Here is a 21132-nt window from a genome sequence, read left to right as displayed (position 1 = left end):
CTGACTCCAGAGACGCCGGGCACGCCTAACCGGCTGATGAGGTACCACACAAGATGTTTAGTTTTATTGCCCGCCGACTGGGGTTGTTGATCCCCACGTTTTTCGGCATCACCTTGCTGACCTTCGCGTTGATTCGCATGATCCCTGGCGACCCCGTGGAAGTGATGATGGGCGAACGTCGGGTCGACCCCGAAATGCACGCTCAGGCAATGGAACGCCTAGGTCTGAACAAGCCGCTGTATGCCCAATATCTGGACTACATCGGCAAACTGGCCCACGGCGATCTCGGCGAATCCCTGCGTACGCGTGAGAGCGTATGGACCGAGTTCACCTCCCTATTCCCGGCGACCCTGGAACTGTCCATGGCCGCCCTGCTGTTCGCCGGCATTCTCGGGCTTCTGGCCGGGGTGATTGCGGCACTCAAGCGAGGATCCCTGTTCGACCACGGGGTGATGGGCATCTCCCTCGCGGGGTATTCGATGCCGATCTTCTGGTGGGGCCTGATCCTGATCATGTTCTTCTCGGTGAGCCTCGGCTGGACCCCGGTTTCCGGACGGATCGACCTGCTCTACGACATCGAGCCGCGCACCGGATTCATGTTGATCGATACGTTGCTGGCCGATGACGTCGGTGCGTTCTTCGACGCCCTGCATCACCTGATCCTGCCGGCCATCGTGCTCGGCACCATCCCGCTGGCGGTAATCGCGCGGATGACCCGTTCGTCGATGCTCGAAGTATTGCGCGAAGACTACATCCGTACCGCCAGGGCCAAAGGCCTGTCGCCGTCGCGCGTGGTGTTCGTTCACGGTCTGCGTAACGCACTGATTCCGGTGCTCACCGTGGTCGGTCTGCAAGTCGGCACTTTGCTGGCCGGTGCGGTTCTGACCGAAACCATTTTCTCCTGGCCCGGCATCGGTAAATGGCTGATCGAAGCCATCGGCGCCCGGGACTATCCGGTTGTGCAAAACGGCATCCTGTTAATCGCCTGCCTGGTGATTCTGGTCAACTTCGTAGTGGACATCCTCTACGGCTTTGCCAACCCACGCATCCGTCATCAGCGCTGAGGTCCAATTCAATGAGCACTCCAACTTCCTCAGTAGCCACCGCCGCTTCCACCGCGGATCAAAGCCTGCTGTACCCGTCGCCGTACAAAGAATTCTGGCAAGCCTTCTCGAAGAACAAAGGCGCGGTTGCCGGCCTGCTGTTCATGTTGCTGGTGATCTTCTGCGCACTGTTCGCCCCTTGGGTGGCACCGCACAACCCGAGCGAGCAATACCGCGACTTCCTGCTGACGCCACCGGCCTGGCTCGAAGGCGGGCAGATGCAATTCCTGCTCGGTACCGATGAATTAGGTCGTGACCTGCTGTCGCGCCTGATCCAGGGTTCGCGCCTGTCGCTGCTGATCGGCTTGTCGTCGGTGGTCATGTCGCTGATTCCGGGGATCCTCCTGGGTCTGTTCGCCGGCTTCTTCCCGAAGATGATCGGCCCGACCATCATGCGTCTGATGGACATCATGCTGGCCCTGCCGTCGCTGCTGCTGGCGGTGGCGATTGTCGCCATCCTCGGCCCTGGCCTGATCAACACCGTGATCGCCATTGCTGTGGTGTCCTTGCCGTCCTACGTGCGTCTGACCCGTGCCGCCGTGATGGGCGAACTGAACCGCGACTACGTGACCGCCGCGCGTCTGGCCGGTGCCGGTCTGCCACGCCTGATGTTCATCACCGTGCTGCCCAACTGCATGGCGCCGCTGATCGTGCAGGCAACCTTGAGCTTCTCCTCGGCGATTCTCGATGCTGCCGCATTGGGCTTCCTCGGCCTTGGCGTACAACCGCCAACCCCTGAGTGGGGCACCATGCTGGCCTCGGCCCGCGACTACATCGAACGCGCCTGGTGGGTAGTCAGTCTGCCTGGTTTGACCATTTTGCTCAGCGTGCTGGCAATCAACTTGATGGGCGACGGTCTGCGCGATGCGCTGGACCCGAAACTCAAGAACGCCGCCTGAGGAGATTCCCATGTCACTGCTAGAAATCAAGAATCTCAACGTTCGCTTCGGCGACAAGACCGCGACCCCGGTGGTCGACGGCCTCGATCTGAAAGTCGACAAAGGCGAAGTACTGGCCATCGTCGGCGAATCGGGCTCGGGCAAATCCGTGACCATGATGGCCCTGATGGGCCTGATCGAGCATCCGGGCATCGTCACCGCCGACTCACTCAACTTTGACGGCAAAGACATGCTCAAGCTGAGCAACCGTCAGCGTCGGCAAATCGTCGGCAAAGACCTGTCGATGGTCTTCCAGGATCCGATGACCGCGCTGAACCCGAGCTACACCGTCGGTTTCCAGATCGAAGAAGTGCTGCGCCTGCACCTGAAAATGTCCGGCAAGCAAGCGCGCAAACGTGCGATCGAGCTGCTGGAAAAAGTTGAAATCCCCGGCGCCGCCAGCCGTATGGACGCCTACCCGCATCAACTCTCCGGCGGCATGAGCCAGCGCGTTGCGATCGCCATGGCGATTGCCGGCGAGCCGAAACTGCTGATCGCCGACGAACCGACCACGGCGCTCGACGTGACGATTCAGGCGCAGATCATGGATCTGCTGCTGGCGTTGCAGAAAGAACAGAACATGGGCCTGGTGCTGATCACTCACGACCTCGCGGTCGTGGCGGAAACCGCCCAGCGCGTCTGCGTGATGTACGCAGGCCAAGCCGTTGAAGTCGGTCAGGTGCCGCAACTGTTCGACATCCCGGCGCATCCGTACAGCGAAGCGCTGCTCAAGGCGATTCCCGAGCACAGCCTCGGCGCCTCACGCCTGTCGACGTTGCCGGGCATCGTCCCGGGCCGTTACGACCGTCCGCAGGGTTGCCTGCTGTCGCCGCGCTGCCCGTACGTGCAGGACAGCTGCCGCGCGCAGCGTCCAGGCCTTGATCCGAAAGCCCACAGCCTCGCCCGCTGCTTCTACCCGCTGAACCAGGAGGTGGCGTAATGGCCGTCGTACTTACCGCCCGCGACCTCACCCGCCACTACGAAGTCTCCCGTGGCCTGTTCAAGGGCCATGCGACCGTGCGCGCCCTCAACGGTGTGTCGTTCGAACTGGAAGCCGGCAAGACCCTCGCGGTTGTTGGCGAATCGGGTTGCGGCAAATCCACTCTGGCCCGTGCGTTGACGCTGATTGAAGAGCCTTCTTCAGGTTCGCTGAAAATCGCTGGCCAGGAAGTGACTGGCGCTGACAAGTCCCAGCGCAAGCAATTGCGCAAAGACGTGCAGATGGTTTTTCAAAGCCCGTACGCCTCGTTGAACCCACGGCAGAAAGTCGGTGACCAGCTCGGCGAACCTTTGCTGATCAACACCAACCTGTCCGCTGCCGAACGTCGCGAGAAAGTCCAGGCGATGATGAAGCAGGTCGGCTTGCGCCCTGAGCACTACCAGCGTTATCCGCACATGTTCTCCGGCGGTCAGCGCCAGCGTATCGCCCTGGCCCGGGCGATGATGTTGCAACCGAAGGTGCTGGTGGCGGACGAACCGACCTCGGCGCTCGACGTGTCGATTCAGGCGCAGGTGTTGAACCTGTTCATGGATCTGCAGCAGGAGTTCAACACCGCTTACGTGTTCATTTCGCACAACCTTGCGGTGGTGCAACACGTGGCCGATGACGTGATGGTGATGTACCTCGGTCGCCCGGTGGAAATGGGGCCGAAGAACGATATCTACGAGCGTCCGCTGCACCCATACACCCAGGCGCTGTTGTCGGCGACCCCGACCATTCACCCGGACCCGAACAAGCCGAAAATCAAGATTGTCGGCGAACTGCCTAACCCGCTGAACCCGCCATCGGGCTGTGCTTTCCACAAGCGCTGCCCGTATGCGACCGAGCGTTGCAGCACGGAAGAGCCGGCCTTGCGCCTGCTTGACCGTCGCCAGGTGGCTTGCCACTACGCCGAGCAGTTCCTCGACGGCGCCGCGTAAGCTACAAAACCTGTAGGAGCTGTCGAGTGCAACGAGGCTGCGATCTTTTGATTTTCAGAATCAAGAGCAAAAGATCGCAGCGTGCCGCAGCTCCTACAGGGATCGTGTTTATCCGCAAATGATGTGTTAACCCAACCCCTTCCACTTCGATTGCGCATCAGTCGAGGCAGAAGGGGTTTTCTTTTGCCTGCGATCTACGTCTGGCTATCGCCGTCGTCATCGTCAGTATCCGGCTCGTCCGTGGTCGAGTCATCATCGTCCTTGCTGCCGCCCTGATCCTGATCGCCCGGTTCGGACTCGGACTTGGCCAGCACGATCACACCGCCGTGACCATGTGGCGCATTAAAACCCTGCGCTGGACCGGCAGTACTCGCCCAGGCTGCAGACGTACCGAGTGACAGCATCACCAAAACCTTCAGCAACAGCACAATGCGTTGAAAAATGCTCATAGCCATTTCCATCCTTTCGTGATTGAAGCCTGGAGTGCCGATCCGGCGCTGAATGAAATCTAGTTCCGATCAGCCGGGTTCACCAGATAGGACGCTAATGAACCCGGGTAAATGCCCCGGTTTGGCAGATCACTTGTGAATAACCGCTATAACCGAATCAGCTAAGTGAAGGGCTGCCTTTGCTGGTATCGAGCGCCTTCGCGTCGATAGATGAGCGGGTCGCCAAGTAGATCAGCGGCAACGTCATCAGCGCCAGCGTCGCACTGGCAAACCACACGCTGTGCCCGCCGAAGCGCCCATACAGCTGACCACTCAGCACCGGCGACAAGAGTGCGCTCGCGCTCCAGCTCATGAAGAACAGGCCAAAATATTGGCCGCTTTTACCGCCCTGCGCATGCTGCATGACCAGCACATTCATCGGCGGCATGAAAAAAGCTTCACCCAGTGTCCAGATCACCGTCGACAGACAGACGTAAAGCAAACCGGAGCCAAACGGCAGCATTGCCAAGCCGATCGCCAGCAGCACACAACCGGCCAGCAGTTGCCGCCGTGCGCCCCAGCGCTCGCCCCAGTGCGTCAATGGAATTTGCAGCGCCACCACCAGCATCGCATTGAGCCCGAACTGCCAACCGATTGCTTCGGTGCTCAGGTGATAGTAGTCGCGCAGGTAGTTGCCCAGCGTGCTGTAGACCGTGTCGAAAGCCATCCCGAGCAACACCGCCGCCGCCAGTAGCCAGAGAAACGCGGTGTCGCGTAACGGCGCTCCAGTGCCTGTGCCCGCCTCGGCTACCTCGTCAGATTTCAGCACCGGCCGGCGCCAGGTGGTGCGCACAAACCAGAGCAACGCCAGCAGCGTCATCGCCGCACTGGCAAAAAACACCCAGCGAAAATCCGTCTGCGCCAACACCCCGCCGGCAATACCGGCGGCAGCCATGCCGAGGTTGCGCGCCACCCGGCTCAGAGCCTGGGCGCGGGGGCGCTGCGCAGGCTCGCAATACTCCATGATCAAGCGCTGGTGCAACGTACGAATCGCGCCATCGACGGTGCCGCTAAGCAACAGCAACCCGGCCAAGAGCGGCACCTGCGTCACCAGCCCGAGGAGGATCAGCACCCACATCGAAACGAAGAACAATGCCGCCGTCAGCCGCGCGGTGCGCACATGATCACTGAGCCAGCCACCGAGCATCGAGCCGATCAGCAAACCGCCGCCATACGTCGCCAGCAACCAGCCAACCGTCTCGATCGCCAGCCCCAGTTCCTGACGCAGATACAACGCCATGAACAGCTTGACCATGCTGCTCAGGCGATTGATGAACAGCAACGCGGCGAGTACCCAGGCCATCAGGCTGAAATAGCCGTCGAGACGTAGCAGGTGAATCAATCGACCCGTCATTCCGTTGACCTCTGAAAGCGGCTGGCGTGGAACCGGAACACTAACGGTCAACACTGCCGTTGTCGCGCATCAAAATGCCTGACACCAGAAAAACAGAGCCGCCCTACCCCCCCGTGTAGGAGCTGCCGAAGGCTGCGATCTGTTGACGTTGGTTTTTTTAAAGACAAGATCAAAAGATCGCAGCCTTCGGCAGCTCCTACAGGAAGTATTTTTGCTGCGGGTTATTGGCAGGCAATAAAAAACCCTCGAGGCTTTCGCTTCGAGGGCTTTGGGTACAGCGGTTCAGCGCTTAGTGATGCTCACGCGTCGCACGGAATTTCACGTCCGGCCAGCGCTCTTCCATCAACGCCAGGTTAACCCGCGTCGGGGCGAGGTAGGTCAGGTGACCGCCGCCGTCGACCGCAAGGTTTTCCACTGCCTTGTTGGAGAATTCTTCGAGCTTCTTCTTGTCGCCGCATTCGATCCAGCGCGCGGAGTACACGGTGATTGGCTCGTAGGAGCACTCGACCTTGTATTCCTCTTTCAAACGGCTGGCGACCACGTCGAACTGCAGCACACCGACGGCGCCGAGGATGATGTCGTTGCTGCGCTCCGGGAAGAACACCTGCGTTGCGCCTTCTTCGGCCAGCTGTTGCAGGCCCTGACGCAGTTGCTTGGATTTCAGCGGATCGCGCAGACGAACGCGACGGAACAGTTCCGGGGCGAAGTGCGGGATGCCGGTGAAACCGAGGGTTTCGCCTTCGCTGAAGGTGTCGCCGATCTGGATGGTGCCGTGATTGTGCAGACCGATGATGTCGCCGGCGAAGGCTTCTTCCAGTTGCTCACGCTCGGAGGAGAAGAACGTCAGGGCGTCGCCGATGCGCACGTCCTTGCCGGTGCGCACGTGGCGCATCTTCATGCCTTTTTCGTACTTGCCGGAGCAAATGCGCATGAAGGCGATACGGTCGCGGTGCTTCGGGTCCATGTTCGCCTGGATCTTGAAGATGAAGCCGGAGAACTTCTCTTCGATCGGCTCAACGGTACGTTCGTTGGCCACACGGGCCAGCGGACGCGGCGCCCAATCAACGACGGCGTCGAGTACGTGGTCAACACCGAAGTTGCCCAGTGCGGTACCGAAGAACACCGGGGTCAGCTGACCGTCGAGGAATTCCTGCTGGTTGAATTCGTGGCAGGCGCCCTGAACCAGCTCAAGCTGCTCGATGAAACGCTCGTACTCGTCGCCCAGGTGCGCGCGGGCTTCGTCGGAGTCGAGTTTCTCGATGATCTTGGTTTCGGTGCGTTCGTGACCATGACCGGCGGTGTAGACAATGATGTAGTCGTCGGCCAGGTGGTACACGCCTTTGAAGTCGCGGTAGCAACCGATCGGCCAGGTGATCGGCGCGGCTTTGATCTTCAGAACGGCTTCGATTTCGTCGAGCAGTTCGATCGGGTCGCGGATGTCACGGTCGAGTTTGTTGATGAAGCTGACGATCGGCGTGTCACGCAGACGGCAGACGTCCATCAGCGCAATGGTCCGTGGCTCGACACCTTTACCGCCGTCGAGAACCATCAATGCCGAGTCGACCGCCGTCAGGGTGCGGTAGGTATCTTCGGAGAAGTCTTCGTGGCCCGGGGTGTCGAGCAGGTTGATCATGTGTTCGCGATACGGGAACTGCATGACCGACGTGGTAATGGAAATACCCCGCTGCTTCTCCATCTCCATCCAGTCGGATGTCGCATGGCGATCGGATTTACGGGATTTCACCGTACCGGCCACTGCAATCGCCTTGCCCATCAACAGGAGCTTTTCGGTGATCGTGGTTTTACCGGCATCGGGGTGGGAAATAATGGCGAAAGTGCGGCGTTTCGCGACTTCGGCGGCCTGGTTGGTCATGGGAAATCGCCTGGCGGTGATTCAAAAAAGGGCGGCGAGTATAGCTTAAAAAGTAACCGCCAAACCACCGTCCCTCGGACCCGCAAAACCCCGCAGGAGCTGCCGCAGGCTGCGATCTTTTGATCTGTTGATTCAGAGCAAAGTCAAAAGATCGCAGCCTTCGGCAGCTCCTACGGGTGGCCAGATGGCATCTGATGTGGGAACCTTTTAAAGCACGGAGACGTCCATCCCCTGTTACGAATTTTCGTCAGGGGCTGAAAAATCAGCAAGTTAGCCTGACGAGGCTGCGCTCATGGCTCGCTTTCAGACCGCTTTTTGCCGGTGCTGAGGGAGCTGCTTCTCGCGAACGTTTATTCCCGGCAGCCATGTATGGCATGCCACACGGGAGAGCGTTCGCCGACTACAAAAAAAGGAGTCCGCCTGTGGCTATCCGCTATGGCAAAGGGCTGATGGGAGGTGCGGTGGTGATCGCGCTCCTGGCCCTGCTGGTCCACTGGATCGGCATCAACACGATCGAACACTACCGCGACGATTTGTTGTTTTACCTGCAAGCTCACCTGATTCTCGTCCTCGCTTCAATGCTGGCTGCCCTTGTCGTGGGCATCCCCGCCGGCATCTTCCTCAGTCGCCCGACCATGGTCGGCCGCGCTGAACGCTTCATGCAGATCTTCAATATCGGTAACACCGTGCCTCCGTTGGCCGTGCTCGCGATTGCCCTGGGCATCCTCGGCATCGGCAGTGGCCCGGCGATCTTCGCTTTGTTCCTCGCTTCCCTGTTGCCGATCGTACGCAACACCTACGAAGGCCTGAAAAATGTCCAAGGCTCGCTGAAAGAAGCGGCCGTCGGCATCGGCATGACGCCGCGCCAAGTGCTGTGGAAAGTCGAATTGCCCAACGCCGTGCCGATCATTGTCGGTGGTGTGCGCGTGGCCTTGGCGATCAACGTCGGCACCGCGCCGCTGGCCTTCCTGATCGGTGCCAACAGCCTCGGCAGCCTGATCTTCCCTGGCATCGCCCTGAACAATCAGCCGCAACTGCTGCTCGGCGCCGCGTGCACCGCGCTGCTGGCCTTGCTGCTCGATGGCGTCGTCACCCTCGCCAGCCGACTCTGGCTGGAACGCGGTTTGCGCACGTCTTAAGGCTTTTGCGAAGGAGTATTTATGAAACGATTTAGTTCGACTCTGGGATTGATAGCGGGCTGCATCCTGCTGTTCGCAGGCGTCGCCCAAGCCGCTGAAAAACCGGTTATCCGCCTCGGCGCCCGGGTGTTTACCGAGCAGACCCTGCTCGCCGAAATCACCGCGCAGTACCTGCGCAGCAAAGGTTACGACGCGCAGATCACCGGTGGTCTGGGCAGCAACCTCGCCCGCAGCGCCCATGAAAGCGGACAACTGGACATGCTTTGGGAATACACCGGCGTGTCGCTGGTGGCTTACAACCATGTCACCGAGAAACTCGACAGCGCCCAGTCCTACGCCCGAGTGAAAGAACTCGACGCGAAGAAAGGCCTGATCTGGCTGACACCGTCGAAATTCAGCAACACCTACGCCCTCGCCCTCCCTAAAAAGGTCGCTGAGCAATATCCGCAGATCAACAACATCAGCCAGTTGAACGAAGTGCTGCGCGCCGAGGCCAAGACCAATCATCTGGTGGCGCTGGACACCGAGTTCGCCAACCGCTCCGACGGCCTGATCGGCATGGTCGATCTCTACGGCATGAACCTGACCCGCAACAACATCCGCCAGATGGACGCGGGGCTGGTCTACACCGCGCTGCGCAACGGCCAGGTGTTCGCCGGTCTGGTCTACACCACGGACGGTCGCCTCAACGCCTTCGGCCTGAAGTTGCTGGAAGACGACAAGCATTACTTCCCCGACTACACCGCCGCACCCGTGGTACGTCAGGCCTATCTCGACGCGCACCCGCGACTGGCCGAACAACTCAAACCGCTGGCCGAACTGTTCGACGACGAAACCATGCGCCAGCTCAACGCGCGGGTCGATGTCGATCACGAAAGCCCATCGAAAGTTGCCGCCGATTTCCTGCGCCAACATCCGTTGAATTAAGAGAGGAGAAGTCATGGAATTCCTGAACGCCTTTTCCCATCTCGACTGGCAGCAGGTGATGCACCTGACCTGGCAGCACATCACCCTCGTCGGCATCGCCGTGACCCTGGCAATTGTCGTTGGCGTGCCGTTGGGCATTTTGATGACGCGGTTTCCGACCCTCGCCGGTCCCTTGCAAGCCAGCGCCACGGTGCTGCTGACCGTGCCGTCGATTGCCCTGTTCGGCCTGCTGCTGCCGTTCTATTCCAAGTTCGGCCAGGGCCTCGGCCCGATGCCGGCGATCACCGCTGTGTTCCTCTATTCGCTGCTGCCGATCATGCGCAACACCTACCTCGCCCTCACCAGCGTTGAACCGGGCATCCGTGAAGCCGCACGCGGCATCGGCATGACCTTCGGCCAACGCCTGCGCATGGTCGAATTGCCGATTGCGGTGCCAGTGATCCTCGCCGGCGTGCGCACCGCCGTGGTGATGAACATCGGCGTGATGACCATCGCCGCGACCATCGGCGCCGGTGGCCTCGGTGTGTTGATCCTCGCTTCCATCAGCCGCAGTGACATGTCGATGCTCATCGTCGGCGCGCTGCTGGTCAGTCTTCTGGCCATTTTCGCTGACCTGTTTCTCCAATGGCTGCAACGCTCGTTGACTCCAAAAGGACTGCTCAAATGATCGAACTTCAAAACCTCAGCAAAACTTTCCAAAGCAACGGCAAAGACGTCAAAGCCGTGGACTCGGTAAGCCTGACCGTCAATGAAGGCGAAATCTGTGTGTTCCTCGGGCCATCAGGCTGCGGCAAAAGCACCACGCTGAAGATGATCAACCGCCTGATCAAACCGACCTCGGGCAAGATCCTCATCAACGGCGAAGACACCACCGATCTCGACGAAGTGACCCTGCGTCGCAACATCGGTTACGTGATCCAGCAGATCGGTCTGTTCCCGAACATGACCATCGAAGAAAACATCGTTGTCGTGCCGAAACTGCTCGGCTGGGACAAACAGAAATGCCACGACCGCGCCCGCGAGTTGATGAGCATGATCAAGCTTGAGCCCAAGCAGTATCTGCATCGTTATCCCCGCGAACTGTCCGGTGGCCAGCAACAGCGCATCGGCGTGATCCGTGCACTGGCGGCGGACGCTCCGCTGCTGTTGATGGACGAACCGTTCGGTGCGGTCGACCCGATCAACCGCGAGATGATCCAGAACGAATTCTTCGAGATGCAACGCGCGCTGAACAAGACCGTGATCATGGTCAGCCACGACATCGACGAAGCGATCAAACTCGGCGACAAGATCGCGATCTTCCGCGCCGGCAAACTGTTGCAGATCGATCATCCGGACACGCTGCTGGCGCACCCGGCGGACGACTTTGTCAGCAACTTCGTCGGTCAGGACAGCACGCTCAAGCGGCTGCTGTTGGTGAAGGCAGAAGATGCGGCGGACAACGCGCCGTCAGTCAGCCCGGAAACCCCAGTGGCCGATGCGCTGGAATTGATGGACGAGCATGACCGTCGTTATGTCGTCGTCACCTGTGCCGATAACAAGGCGCTGGGGTATGTGCGTCGCCGTGATCTGCACCGTCAGACCGGCACTTGCGCGCAATTCCTGCGTGAGTTCAACGCCACGGCGGCATACGACGAGCATTTGCGCATCCTGCTGTCGCGGATGTACGAGTTCAATCGGTCGTGGTTGCCGGTGATGGATGCCGAACGGGTGTTCCTCGGTGAGGTCACGCAGGAGTCGATTGCGGCTTATCTGAGCTCGGGTCGTTCGCGTGGGATGAAGACCAGTATCGTTTCTCCGGCTGAAGCCGTGGTCGCCTAAAAACTCCAAACCTGTGGGAGCGAGCCTGCTCGCGAAAGCGGAATATCAGTCGATGTTGATGTCGACTGTGAAAAAGTCTTCGCGAGCAAGCTCGCTCCCACAGGATCCGGGTGATTTTTTATTCACTCATCAGGCGGAAATTAATCTCAACACCGCATAACCGCACAGCCTGTCTAAAACGACCTGCGAAACAGCCAAAACCCCCCTCACACCCTCCCCTCGCCGCCAACGTCGCCGATGTTGCCGCCATCACACTTACCCACGACTTAGCCGACATAATCCGCGAACGTGCAGGTATTTTTAACACTGGAAAATTCTCGGGGAACATCTGCCCGTCATCTCGGTCGGCTACAAAGAGTGCTGAACGCGACGCACGTCAGAAGCGTGCAAAAACGCGACATTTTTAGTTGATCTCAGGCCCCTCACGCCCTAAAGTTCGCGCCGAACGTCCATGCTGGAAACGATCCATCCGGCTCAAGTACTGACGACGAGACAGCAAGGCCAAGGGCTACGCCCCATGGCCTTTTTGCTTTCGGCGACATGCCTTGGGAAGTAGGCGAACCAAAGTGGGGATACGGAGGGCGTTCATTTGCACCCATTGATTAACTTAGTTTGCCAGTAGGAGTTCCCAGCATGTCGATCAATGTCGAAGACTATTTCGCGCGCGCCACTTTTGACAAAATGAAGGCGTTCGCCGACAAACAGGAAACCCCGTTCGTGGTGATCGACACCGCGATGATCAGCCAGGCTTACGATGACCTGCGCGCCGGTTTCGAATTCGCCAAGGTCTACTACGCGGTCAAGGCCAACCCGGCCGTCGAGATCATCGACCTGCTCAAAGACAAAGGCTCGAGCTTCGACATCGCGTCGATCTACGAGCTGGACAAGGTGATGGATCGCGGCGTTAGCGCCGACCGTATCAGCTACGGCAACACCATCAAGAAATCCAAGGACATCCGCTACTTCTATGAGAAGGGCGTGCGTCTGTTCTCCACCGACTCCGAAGCCGACCTGCGCAACATCGCCAAGGCTGCACCGGGTTCGAAAGTTTATGTGCGCATCCTCACCGAAGGCTCGACCACGGCTGACTGGCCACTGTCGCGCAAATTCGGCTGCCAGACCGACATGGCCATGGACCTGCTGATTCTCGCTCGCGATCTGGGTCTGGTGCCTTACGGCATCTCCTTCCACGTTGGCTCGCAACAGCGTGACATCAGCGTCTGGGACGCGGCGATCGCCAAGGTCAAAGTGATCTTCGAACGACTGAAAGAAGAAGACGGCATTCATCTGAAGCTGATCAACATGGGCGGTGGCTTCCCGGCCAACTACATCACCCGCACCAACAGCCTGGAAACCTACGCCGAAGAAATCATCCGTTTCCTCAAAGAAGACTTCGGTGATGACCTGCCGGAAATCATTCTGGAACCGGGCCGCTCGCTGATCGCCAACGCCGGTATTCTGGTCAGCGAAGTGGTATTGGTCGCACGCAAGTCGCGCACCGCCGTCGAGCGTTGGGTGTACACCGATGTGGGCAAGTTCTCCGGCCTGATCGAAACCATGGACGAAGCCATCAAGTTCCCGATCTGGACCGAAAAGAAAGGCGAGATGGAAGAAGTGGTGATCGCCGGCCCTACATGCGACAGCGCCGACATCATGTACGAAAACTACAAGTACGGTTTGCCGCTGAACCTGGCGATCGGTGATCGGTTGTACTGGTTGTCGACCGGGGCCTACACCACCAGTTACAGCGCGGTCGAATTCAATGGCTTCCCGCCGCTGAAGTCGTATTACGTGTGATCGGTATCGCTTGAAAAAAAAGGCCCATGATTGGGCCTTTTTTATTTTTTGAGCCAGTTTTCGAAGTGATTCAACATCTGCAAAAGCTCTTGCGCCCCTGCCAGAGCTGATTCGTTCTTGAAGTTCAGCATGCCCATGGTGGTCATGTTTTCAGTTTGCGAGAGTTCATTGCCCAAGCCTGTCGCGCGCAGGGTGATCTCCTTGACGAACACGCCCATTTGAGTATTCAACAGTACAAAATCGTTGAACAGCCGCGCCACATCGGCTTGATACTCCCTCGCCCTGATTGAAGGCTCTGCAGAAGAGTAAGCAATGTCCCAGGCAGGCATCGTGACAGCATTCTTGAATAGCTCTTGCGCGACAGTCGGTTGCGAATGACACGCACACGACGGCGAATCCATGATTCGTAAAAATGCCGCATTCAATCCGAATATGGCCTCACCCATCGTGTCGATCATGCCATGCGTCGGCGTTGTCTCTCCGCTCAGACTCCAGAAGCGGCGCCCCAACTCTTGGACCAGAGATCTCACGCTGTTGGGCGGATTTCCACCCCAGTTCGTCGAGCGATAGAGGCTGTAAATTCTGCAGTCGACTTGAGCGAGAGGCTCGCTTCTGGAGCTCCTCTGCGTTATTTCCAAAGATTCGCGTCGAAATGTCGTCAGATCATCGACGTAACGACTGACCAGAGTTCTTATATTTCCAACACGCTTCCAGTGCCCTTGCAGGGTTTCCTCATAAAAGGGCACGCGGTTCAGGCGCGTATCCCAAGACAAGGCAGCTCGTTGGTGGCCGCTTTGCCTGCGTGCTTCAAATACCTGTGGGGACTTGTCAAACGTCGCTACCAACATGCCGAGCCAGCGGCTATAGCGGTCGAACACGCGTCGTTGCTGCGTAGAAAACTCATAGTTCATTGAACCTATTCCCTATGCAGGAGGTGGAAGTCTGAACGCCCACCTCCTCATCTCCTGGTTATTGAGAAATGGTCTTCAGAAAGGCAACGGCCTCGGCGATTTTTGCAATGGCCTTGTCCGCACGATCTTCCACCGGCAATGCAGTGTCCTGACTGAAATCGAGCGAGAGCAGTTCGAAGTCATCAACCAGATTGGCGAATTCAGAGGCGTACTTCGATCGCTCATCGTCGAGTTCGTCCAGTGTATTGACCAGCTCAATGCGCCCGGCAATGCGGGCCATATCGCTGTCGTGTTTTTGCAATTGCGCGCGCAGTTCAAGCGCTCTTTCGTTGAGCCTGCGATGGGCGGCCAGCATGTTCAGAAAGGAGATGGTCTCCCCAATACCGGCAATCAACTTCTTCAAGGTATCGATAGCCAACAGGGCGATTTGGACCTGCGGCGGAGCCAGACCGAGCGCCTTGAGACTATCGAGCGACAATCGGGCTTCCGCACCGATTTTTTCGATGCCGGCTTTGGTGATCAGATCGATCGCTTCCGAGACAGACTTCATTTCGGTAACGAGTTTTGCCAGTTTATCCTCGGAGACGCTCTTGAGTTCCTCAGTGTCCGCTAGTTCACTGGCCAGGGTAATCAGATGTCCCGCCGTGGCGTTACGATCATAGGGTGCGCCAAAACTCTTGTGGATACTTTGGAAATCCTGAGTTTGCGATTTGACTTTAGCGGAGAGGTCTTTGAGTTCCGCCTCCATATCTTCACGCACCTCCTCCGCATCTTCGGGGGAGCCAAGTTCCGCCTGATAGGATTTCAGTTTTCTTTCGGCGTTGACCATGTTGATACTGATTTTCTGAGCTTTGTCACGCAACTCGAAAGTAGTCTTGCCCACTGCCAGCGCCACACCATTCATGGAGCCAACAATGCCCGGCATGTAATCGAATTGCTCGTGAAGCATCTGCACAGAAGTGTTCAGTTGCTGCACCGAAGCATTGTGCCCGCGCAGCTTGCCCATATTGAACACTGGCTGAGCGGCGCTGATTGATAAACCATACATTGCTGTTCGACTCCGAATTCCAAGATTATTTTTTTCGTACTCCTTATCGGCCTCTGCAAACACCGCAAGCAACTGATCGGCACTGGATTTGATCTGCTCCCAAGGTGCGACGATATCGATGATCTGATTCTTGAACCGTCGCAACGACGCGGCCTCGTCGATTTTTGCGACCTCAGCAATAGAGCCGCTTACATAATCACTGAGTGCGTTCCAGACCAGCATGAGATTCTGGGTGGCCACTTCGGCTTCGATCGCGACATAACTCAGGTTTTGAAGATCGTCGCGGACCTTGTTTAAAGAGCTCAGCGTTTGATTCCTGCTGGCCATCTTCTGGTTATCTGCTTGCTGCAGCAGCTTCAATGCATTGCGTTCACGGCGTATCTGTTCTGCCTTGACGCCTTGATAGATGCCCATCACCAAGCCGCCGATATTCAAGGTTGCCGCAGCCTTGATTGCTTCCTGAACAAGCTTTTCGTACTGCTTGTTCAACTCATCGATTCCAGCAGAACGCTGATCCATTTGCCCCTGCAGCGCTTTGATATCGGCCGCGTAGGTATTCCTCGAAACGAACTCCAGGCGCAGCTTGATTTCCGGCAGGACGGTTTCACGCATATCGATGCCGAAGCTGTCCAGTTCCCCACGGACTTGTTGAGCTTTCTGGTGACAAACCCGGATCTTGCTCAAAAGATCATTCAAATAGCTGCGGATGTCCGTGACATCACCCGGTGCCAGTTCAAGATCAGGAAGTCCCGGAATCTGCCGTTGAAGTTTCAGATATTCTTCAACGGAGGAAATATCATGTTCATCAAGATACTTCGAAACTTTCAACTCTTCATAGACTTCGACAATGGCAGTACCGGTGCGAATAATACTGCCGGCAAATATCTTCAGATCGGTTCCCGTCAGCATGATTTTCTCGCGCAAGGGCGACCAGCGGCGCGCATGCTGATAAGTCATGCTGAAGGTGCGCAGAAAATCGCGGGCAGTACGCCCTGTGCCGCCGTCATCACCGGCACCATAGTTCAAATAGGCAGTGACATCGTTCAGTTGAATCGGCAGGGACAAGCCCAGAGTTTCATATTTCCTGAGGCTGATGATTTGTTCTTTCGTCAGCTGTATGCCGGTTTCCCGGTTGTACTCCTCACCCTCACCCAAAGAGGCACTCACAAAAATCATTGGGGCTTTGGTGGCGGCTTCGACCACCTTGCTATTTAACACTTGTACCATCAAGAGACTCCTTGTCTTCTTCGAGTTCCAATATTGATTATTTATTCACGACATTGACCTGATCATTCCATATGCGAATCAATCAACGCCACAACCAACTTATTACGAACAACAACACCACACAACCCATAAAATATTAAAAGAAAATACTCTCACAAACACTTAATTCAAAAAAAACCCAAAAAAGAATAACAAACAACAAACAACAAACAACAAGTCACACTCAATTCATACACCTACAGCACAAACAGCTTTAACCCAAGGACTCAAACACAAGTTCAAAGAATTTAACGTGCAACCGGAATTGATCGGTCTGAATGCTGCCGTCAACGACCTCGATCTAACGGCGGCCAACAGCATAAATTCGGCGATTACCGCCCTGGATACCGACGAACTGAGTGAAAGTCTGCAAGCCTTGGCCAATCTGAAGGTCGATGAGTCGAACGCTCAGGCTGAAAATACACGCAAGCTCTATTCGCCGCCGAGGGCTGATAGTCGCTGACGGTACTCAGCGCCCATGGTGCGTATCTGTCGATGCGCAGATGCAAGCAGCGACTCGCTGCTGACCTGCAGGAACTTCGCATTACCGATCACCAGCGCCTTGGCGAGCCATTGCAGTGCTTCTTCGATTCGCCCCGTTTCGGCCAGGATTGCTGCATGACTGAACTGTCCGCGAAAATCCCCGCCCTCAGCCGAACGTCGATACCAATCGTGTGCCGCTGTCCGATCCATCGGGCACGCCCGCCCCTCCTCCAGATAACGTCCGAGCAGATTCATCGATTTGGCGTGCCCGACTTCAGCGGCGCGTCGATACAGGGCGAGGGCCTGAGGTTGGTCCTCAGACACACCGCGACCGGTGGCCAACAGATTCGCCAGGTTGTACATCGCCCAATCCAGCCCGGCCTCGGCAGCTATTCGATAATGCGCTGCCGCAACCACAGCATCCGCCGCGCAACCCCAACCATGTTCATGACAACGACCCAGCATGTTGCGCGCCATCAGATGGCCGCGCCCGGCCGCGATGCCAAACCAGCGCAGCGCCAGCGCCTGATCCTGCGCGATGCCTTGGCCATCCAGCAGAATCTGTCCGAGTAACGCTTGCGCTTCGACAACGCCTTCACCCGCTGCGAGCAGAATCGCCTGTGCCGCGCGAGCCGGGCTTTCTTCGAGCATCGCGCTGAGTTGCGCGCCGTCGAGGACTTCCTCACGACGAATCTGAAAACTCATACCTCGACCCAGCGACGCAACAGGTTGTGATAGGTGCCGGTGAGGCGAATCAGCGACGGATGATCGGGCAGGTCGTGCGTGAGTTGCTGGATCGCGCCGTCCATCTCGAACAGCAGCGCGCGCTGACTGTCTTCGCGCACCAGACTTTGTGTCCAGAAGAACGACGCATAGCGCGCGCCGCGAGTAACCGCGTTGACCTTGTGCAGGCTGGTGCCGGGGTACAAGACCATGTCGCCGGCGGGCAATTTCACTTGTTGGGTGCCGTAAGTGTCCTGGATTTCCAGTTCGCCGCCGTCGTAATCCTCAGGTTCGCTGAAGAACAGGGTGGCCGACAGATCGGTGCGCACGCGCTCGATGCTGCCCTTGGGCTGGCGCACGGCGTTGTCGATATGGAAGTCGAAGCTGCCGCCTGCCGTGTAACAGTTCACTAACGGCGGGAAGACTTTATGCGGCAACGCGGCGGACATGAACAACGGATTTTTCCATAGCCGCTCAAGCATCGCCGCACCGATTTCCTTGGCCAGCGGATGGCCTTCAGGCAATTGCAAATTGTGCTTGGCCTTGGCCGACTGAAAGCCAGCGGTGATCTTGCCATCGGCCCAATCTGCCTGCTCCAGTGCCTGGCGAATGCGCTGCACCTCGTCTTTCGCGAACAGTGCGGGGATGTGCAGCAGCATGGCGATGTCACCTGATGGCAAAGAGGCGGCAATGGTATTGATTCTTATTGGCCGTGTAAAACCCGAGAGACGAATGAACTGGCAAAAACCGTAAGGTTAAATTGTAAAGAATGTAAATTCAGTGCAGTTAGCAATGTTTCGCAATTGATACGAATACCTGTTTACCCTATATTCCGCCGCCTCAAATCCTTGGGGAGGGGAATTACAATGGCACGTCAACAAGCACAATTACCGGTCAGTTCACCACGTTTGCTCGCCTCGGCTATTGGCGTAGCGATAACCGCCGGCTCCGCCGGGCACATGGTCTTCGCTGCCGAAAAAACCGACAGCAAAGCCTCCGGCAATGCCATCGCCCTGGACGCCACCGCCATCAACGGCGAAGCGCAGGACCCAACGTCCTACCAGGTCGAGAAAGCCTCCTCGCCCAAGTACACCGCACCGCTGGTCGACACACCGCGTTCGGTGACGGTTATTCCGCAACAAGTCTTGAAAGACACTGGCGCCCTGAACATGCAGGACGCGCTGCGTACCGTACCGGGCATCACGTTCGGCGCCGGTGAAGGCGGCAACCCGCAGGGCGACCGTCCGTTCATTCGCGGTTTCGACGCGCAGGGCGACACCTACCTCGACGGCGTGCGCGACACCGGTTCGCAGAGCCGCGAGATCTTCGCCGTAGAAAACATTGAAGTCAGCAAGGGCCCGAACTCCGCCATCGGCGGTCGTGGCGCGGCAGGCGGCAGCATCAACCTGGTGAGCAAGAAAGCGCACCTGGGCAACTCGTTCGACGGTGGCTTCACCTGGGGTTCCGACCAAACCCAGCGCTACACCCTCGACGGCAACTACCAGTTCAGCGACACCGCTGCTGGCCGTCTGAACCTGATGAGCCACGAGAGCAACGTCGCCGGTCGCGACAAGGTCGATTACGACCGCTGGGGTATCGCCCCGTCCCTCGCGTTTGGCCTGGGTACCGACACCCGCGTCAACCTCGACTACTACCATCTCGAAAGCAACGACACCCCGGATTCGGGCATCCCTTACACCATCCCGACCGGCGGCTCGGCGGCACGTACCAAGTCCAATCCGGACAAGCCTTACGCCGGTGGCGACCACAGCAATTTCTACGGTCTGGATCGCGATTTCCGCAAGGGTCGTACCGACACCGCGACCTTCGCCATCGAGCATGACCTGAGCGACTCGCTGACGATCAAGAACACCCTGCGTCACGGCACCAGCATGCAGGATTACATCCTGACTCAACCGGACGACAGCAAGGGCAACGTCAACAACGGCAGCGTCTGGCGTCGTGCCAACACTCGGGTGAGCAACACCGAGACCACCACCAACCAGACCGATCTGTTCGGCAATTTCTACGTGGCTGGCTTCAAGAACAGCTTCTCCACGGGCGTCGAGTACACCCGTGAGGAAAGCCAGAAGTCCTCGTACAACGTCAACACCGACACCACGCCGCGCACCAGCGCCGTGACCACCAACTGCAACCCGGGCCTGATCGGCGCAGCCAGTGGCTACAACTGCACCTCGCTGTCGAACCCGAACCCGAACGATCCGTGGAACGGGGCGATCTCGCGCAACTACGCCGGCACCGACACTCAGGCCGACACTTACGCACTGTACGTGTTCGACACCCTGGAGTTGAACCAGCAATGGCTGCTGAACATGGGTCTGCGTTACGACCACTTCGACACCGACTACAAGAGCTACAACAACGCTGGCAACACCACCTCCAAAGGGGCTGACACCAGCGAGTTCGTCACCGGTCAGTTCGGCGTCGTCTACAAGCCTGCGGAAAACGGCAGCATCTACGCTTCCTACGCCACCTCGGCCACCCCGCCGGGCAGCACCTTGGGCGAAGGCATGGACGGCAACCCGTTGGGCGGCACTCCGGATCGCAACGGCAACCTGCTGAGCAGCGACATGGAGCCGGAAACCACCAAGAACTACGAGATCGGTACCAAGTGGGATCTGCTCAACGATCGCCTGTCGCTGACCGCTGACATCTTCCGCACCGAGAAAGAAAACGCTCGTGTGCAAGTCGATACGACTTCCTACGAAAACGCCGGCAAAACCCGCGTGCAAGGTGTCGAACTGTCGGCCAGCGGCAAGATCACCGACAAGTGGCAAGTGTTCGCCGGTTACGCCTACATGGACAGCGAACAAGTCGACGGCGGTCCACTGGGCCGGGCCAACGATGGCAATGAACTGCCTAACACGCCGAAAAACAGCGCCAGCCTGTGGACCACTTACCAGGTCACGCCGAAGCTGACCATCGGCGGCGGTGCGTTCTACGTTGACGACGTATTCGGCAGCGTGGCCAACACCACCATGGTCGATTCGTATGTTCGTTACGACGCGATGGCGGCCTACAAGCTGAGCAAGAACGTCGACCTGCAACTCAACGTGCAGAACCTGACCAACGAAACCTACTACGACAAAGCCTTCTCGACCCACTTCGCCAACCAGGCGGCGGGCCGTACGGCGCTGTTGAGCACCAATTTCCACTTCTGATCCTGTAGGAGCTGCGGCACGCTGCGATCTGTTGATCTTGATCTTTAAAAGCAAAATCAAAAGATCGCAGCCTTCGGCAGCTCCTACAAAAACAGTGGGCCCCGTTCATTCAGTTGGCGGGGCTTTTCTGCGTAATAAAGAACGCTTCTCGATAACCCA

Annotated in this window: 18 protein-coding genes; 11 read left to right on the top strand and 7 right to left on the bottom strand. The window is 57.9% G+C overall.

What is annotated here, in order from left to right; all coding sequences use genetic code 11:
- Positions 1–53: 53 nt before the first annotated feature.
- Genes C2E19_RS05530 through C2E19_RS05515 form a run of 4 tightly spaced genes read left to right on the top strand, consistent with a single transcriptional unit; the run spans position 54 to position 3961 of the window.
- Positions 54–1064, top strand: coding sequence for an ABC transporter permease subunit (locus tag C2E19_RS05530; protein ID WP_075947650.1), 1011 nt, complete (start codon positions 54–56; stop codon positions 1062–1064).
- An 11-nt stretch (positions 1065–1075) separates the two neighbouring features.
- Complete coding sequence (locus C2E19_RS05525) at positions 1076–2002, top strand: ABC transporter permease subunit (RefSeq protein ID WP_129389068.1); 927 nt, start codon at positions 1076–1078, stop codon at positions 2000–2002.
- A 10-nt stretch (positions 2003–2012) separates the two neighbouring features.
- Positions 2013–2981: an ABC transporter ATP-binding protein gene (locus C2E19_RS05520; protein ID WP_129389065.1), complete on the top strand. Its 969-nt coding sequence runs from the start codon at positions 2013–2015 to the stop codon at positions 2979–2981.
- Positions 2981–3961 (top strand): peptide ABC transporter ATP-binding protein, encoded by a 981-nt coding sequence (locus tag C2E19_RS05515; protein WP_129389062.1) that lies wholly within the window; start codon positions 2981–2983, stop codon positions 3959–3961. The genes C2E19_RS05520 and C2E19_RS05515 overlap by 1 nt, the downstream gene beginning before the upstream one ends.
- 194 nt (positions 3962–4155) lie before the next feature.
- On the opposite strand, the gene C2E19_RS05510 is transcribed toward C2E19_RS05515, so the two are convergent.
- The 3 genes from C2E19_RS05510 to C2E19_RS05500 all read right to left on the bottom strand — a co-directional run bounded on the left by C2E19_RS05510 (position 4156) and on the right by C2E19_RS05500 (position 7676).
- Positions 4156–4410, bottom strand: coding sequence for a hypothetical protein (locus C2E19_RS05510; RefSeq protein WP_164979406.1), 255 nt, complete (start codon positions 4408–4410; stop codon positions 4156–4158).
- 157 nt (positions 4411–4567) lie between these two features.
- Positions 4568–5803: an MFS transporter gene (locus C2E19_RS05505; protein WP_129389056.1), complete on the bottom strand. Its 1236-nt coding sequence runs from the start codon at positions 5801–5803 to the stop codon at positions 4568–4570.
- Between the two features lie 289 nt (positions 5804–6092).
- Positions 6093–7676, bottom strand: coding sequence for a peptide chain release factor 3 (locus tag C2E19_RS05500; RefSeq protein WP_129389052.1), 1584 nt, complete (start codon positions 7674–7676; stop codon positions 6093–6095).
- A 449-nt stretch (positions 7677–8125) separates the two neighbouring features.
- Between C2E19_RS05500 and C2E19_RS05495 the strand changes: the two genes are divergently transcribed.
- The 5 genes from C2E19_RS05495 to C2E19_RS05470 all read left to right on the top strand — a co-directional run bounded on the left by C2E19_RS05495 (position 8126) and on the right by C2E19_RS05470 (position 13360).
- The gene (locus C2E19_RS05495) at positions 8126–8815 is read left to right on the top strand and encodes an ABC transporter permease (RefSeq protein WP_174823961.1); all 690 of its coding nucleotides are present in this window, start codon (positions 8126–8128) and stop codon (positions 8813–8815) included.
- A 21-nt stretch (positions 8816–8836) separates the two neighbouring features.
- Positions 8837–9742: a glycine betaine ABC transporter substrate-binding protein gene (locus tag C2E19_RS05490; protein WP_129389046.1), complete on the top strand. Its 906-nt coding sequence runs from the start codon at positions 8837–8839 to the stop codon at positions 9740–9742.
- 13 nt (positions 9743–9755) lie between these two features.
- Positions 9756–10409, top strand: a complete 654-nt coding sequence (locus C2E19_RS05485; RefSeq protein ID WP_129389043.1) for an ABC transporter permease — start codon at positions 9756–9758, stop codon at positions 10407–10409.
- On the top strand, positions 10406–11563 hold the full coding sequence (locus C2E19_RS05480; RefSeq protein WP_129389040.1) for a betaine/proline/choline family ABC transporter ATP-binding protein: 1158 nt from the start codon (positions 10406–10408) through the stop codon (positions 11561–11563). Before C2E19_RS05485 ends, C2E19_RS05480 begins: the two co-directional genes overlap by 4 nt.
- 633 nt (positions 11564–12196) lie before the next feature.
- Positions 12197–13360 carry a type III PLP-dependent enzyme gene (locus tag C2E19_RS05470; RefSeq protein ID WP_071485924.1) on the top strand — a complete coding sequence of 388 codons (1164 nt, stop codon included), beginning with the start codon at positions 12197–12199 and terminating at the stop codon, positions 13358–13360.
- Positions 13361–13401: 41 nt separating this feature from the next.
- Here the strand turns inward: C2E19_RS05470 and C2E19_RS05465 are convergent, their stop codons facing one another.
- Entirely contained in the window at positions 13402–14271 is an 870-nt protein-coding gene (locus C2E19_RS05465; protein WP_129389037.1) for a hypothetical protein, read from the bottom strand.
- Positions 14272–14329: 58 nt separating this feature from the next.
- Positions 14330–16546: an alpha-xenorhabdolysin family binary toxin subunit A gene (locus C2E19_RS05460; protein ID WP_129389032.1), complete on the bottom strand. Its 2217-nt coding sequence runs from the start codon at positions 16544–16546 to the stop codon at positions 14330–14332.
- A gap of 292 nt (positions 16547–16838) precedes the next feature.
- Between C2E19_RS05460 and C2E19_RS05455 the strand changes: the two genes are divergently transcribed.
- A complete protein-coding gene (locus C2E19_RS05455) occupies positions 16839–17048 on the top strand; it encodes a hypothetical protein (RefSeq protein WP_129389029.1) in 210 nt (69 codons plus the stop codon).
- Here the strand turns inward: C2E19_RS05455 and C2E19_RS05450 are convergent.
- Together C2E19_RS05450 and C2E19_RS05445 are read right to left on the bottom strand one after the other, a co-directional pair.
- Positions 17018–17773, bottom strand: a complete 756-nt coding sequence (locus tag C2E19_RS05450; protein WP_129389026.1) for a tetratricopeptide repeat protein — start codon at positions 17771–17773, stop codon at positions 17018–17020. The two genes, C2E19_RS05455 and C2E19_RS05450, sit on opposite strands and share 31 nt — an antisense overlap.
- Positions 17770–18450, bottom strand: coding sequence for a Fe2+-dependent dioxygenase (locus C2E19_RS05445; protein WP_129389024.1), 681 nt, complete (start codon positions 18448–18450; stop codon positions 17770–17772). Before C2E19_RS05445 ends, C2E19_RS05450 begins: the two co-directional genes overlap by 4 nt.
- A 207-nt stretch (positions 18451–18657) precedes the next feature.
- Here C2E19_RS05445 and C2E19_RS05440 point away from each other — a divergent pair, with 207 nt between their 5' ends.
- On the top strand, positions 18658–20973 hold the full coding sequence (locus tag C2E19_RS05440) for a TonB-dependent siderophore receptor (protein ID WP_129389021.1): 2316 nt from the start codon (positions 18658–18660) through the stop codon (positions 20971–20973).
- Positions 20974–21132 lie beyond the last annotated feature (159 nt).

This window comes from Pseudomonas sp. DTU12.3, from assembly GCF_004124275.1.
GTDB lineage: Bacteria > Pseudomonadota > Gammaproteobacteria > Pseudomonadales > Pseudomonadaceae > Aquipseudomonas > Aquipseudomonas helmanticensis.
The sequence above is the reverse complement of the archived record's forward strand: the minus strand, read 5'-3'. Positions and strand labels throughout refer to the sequence as shown.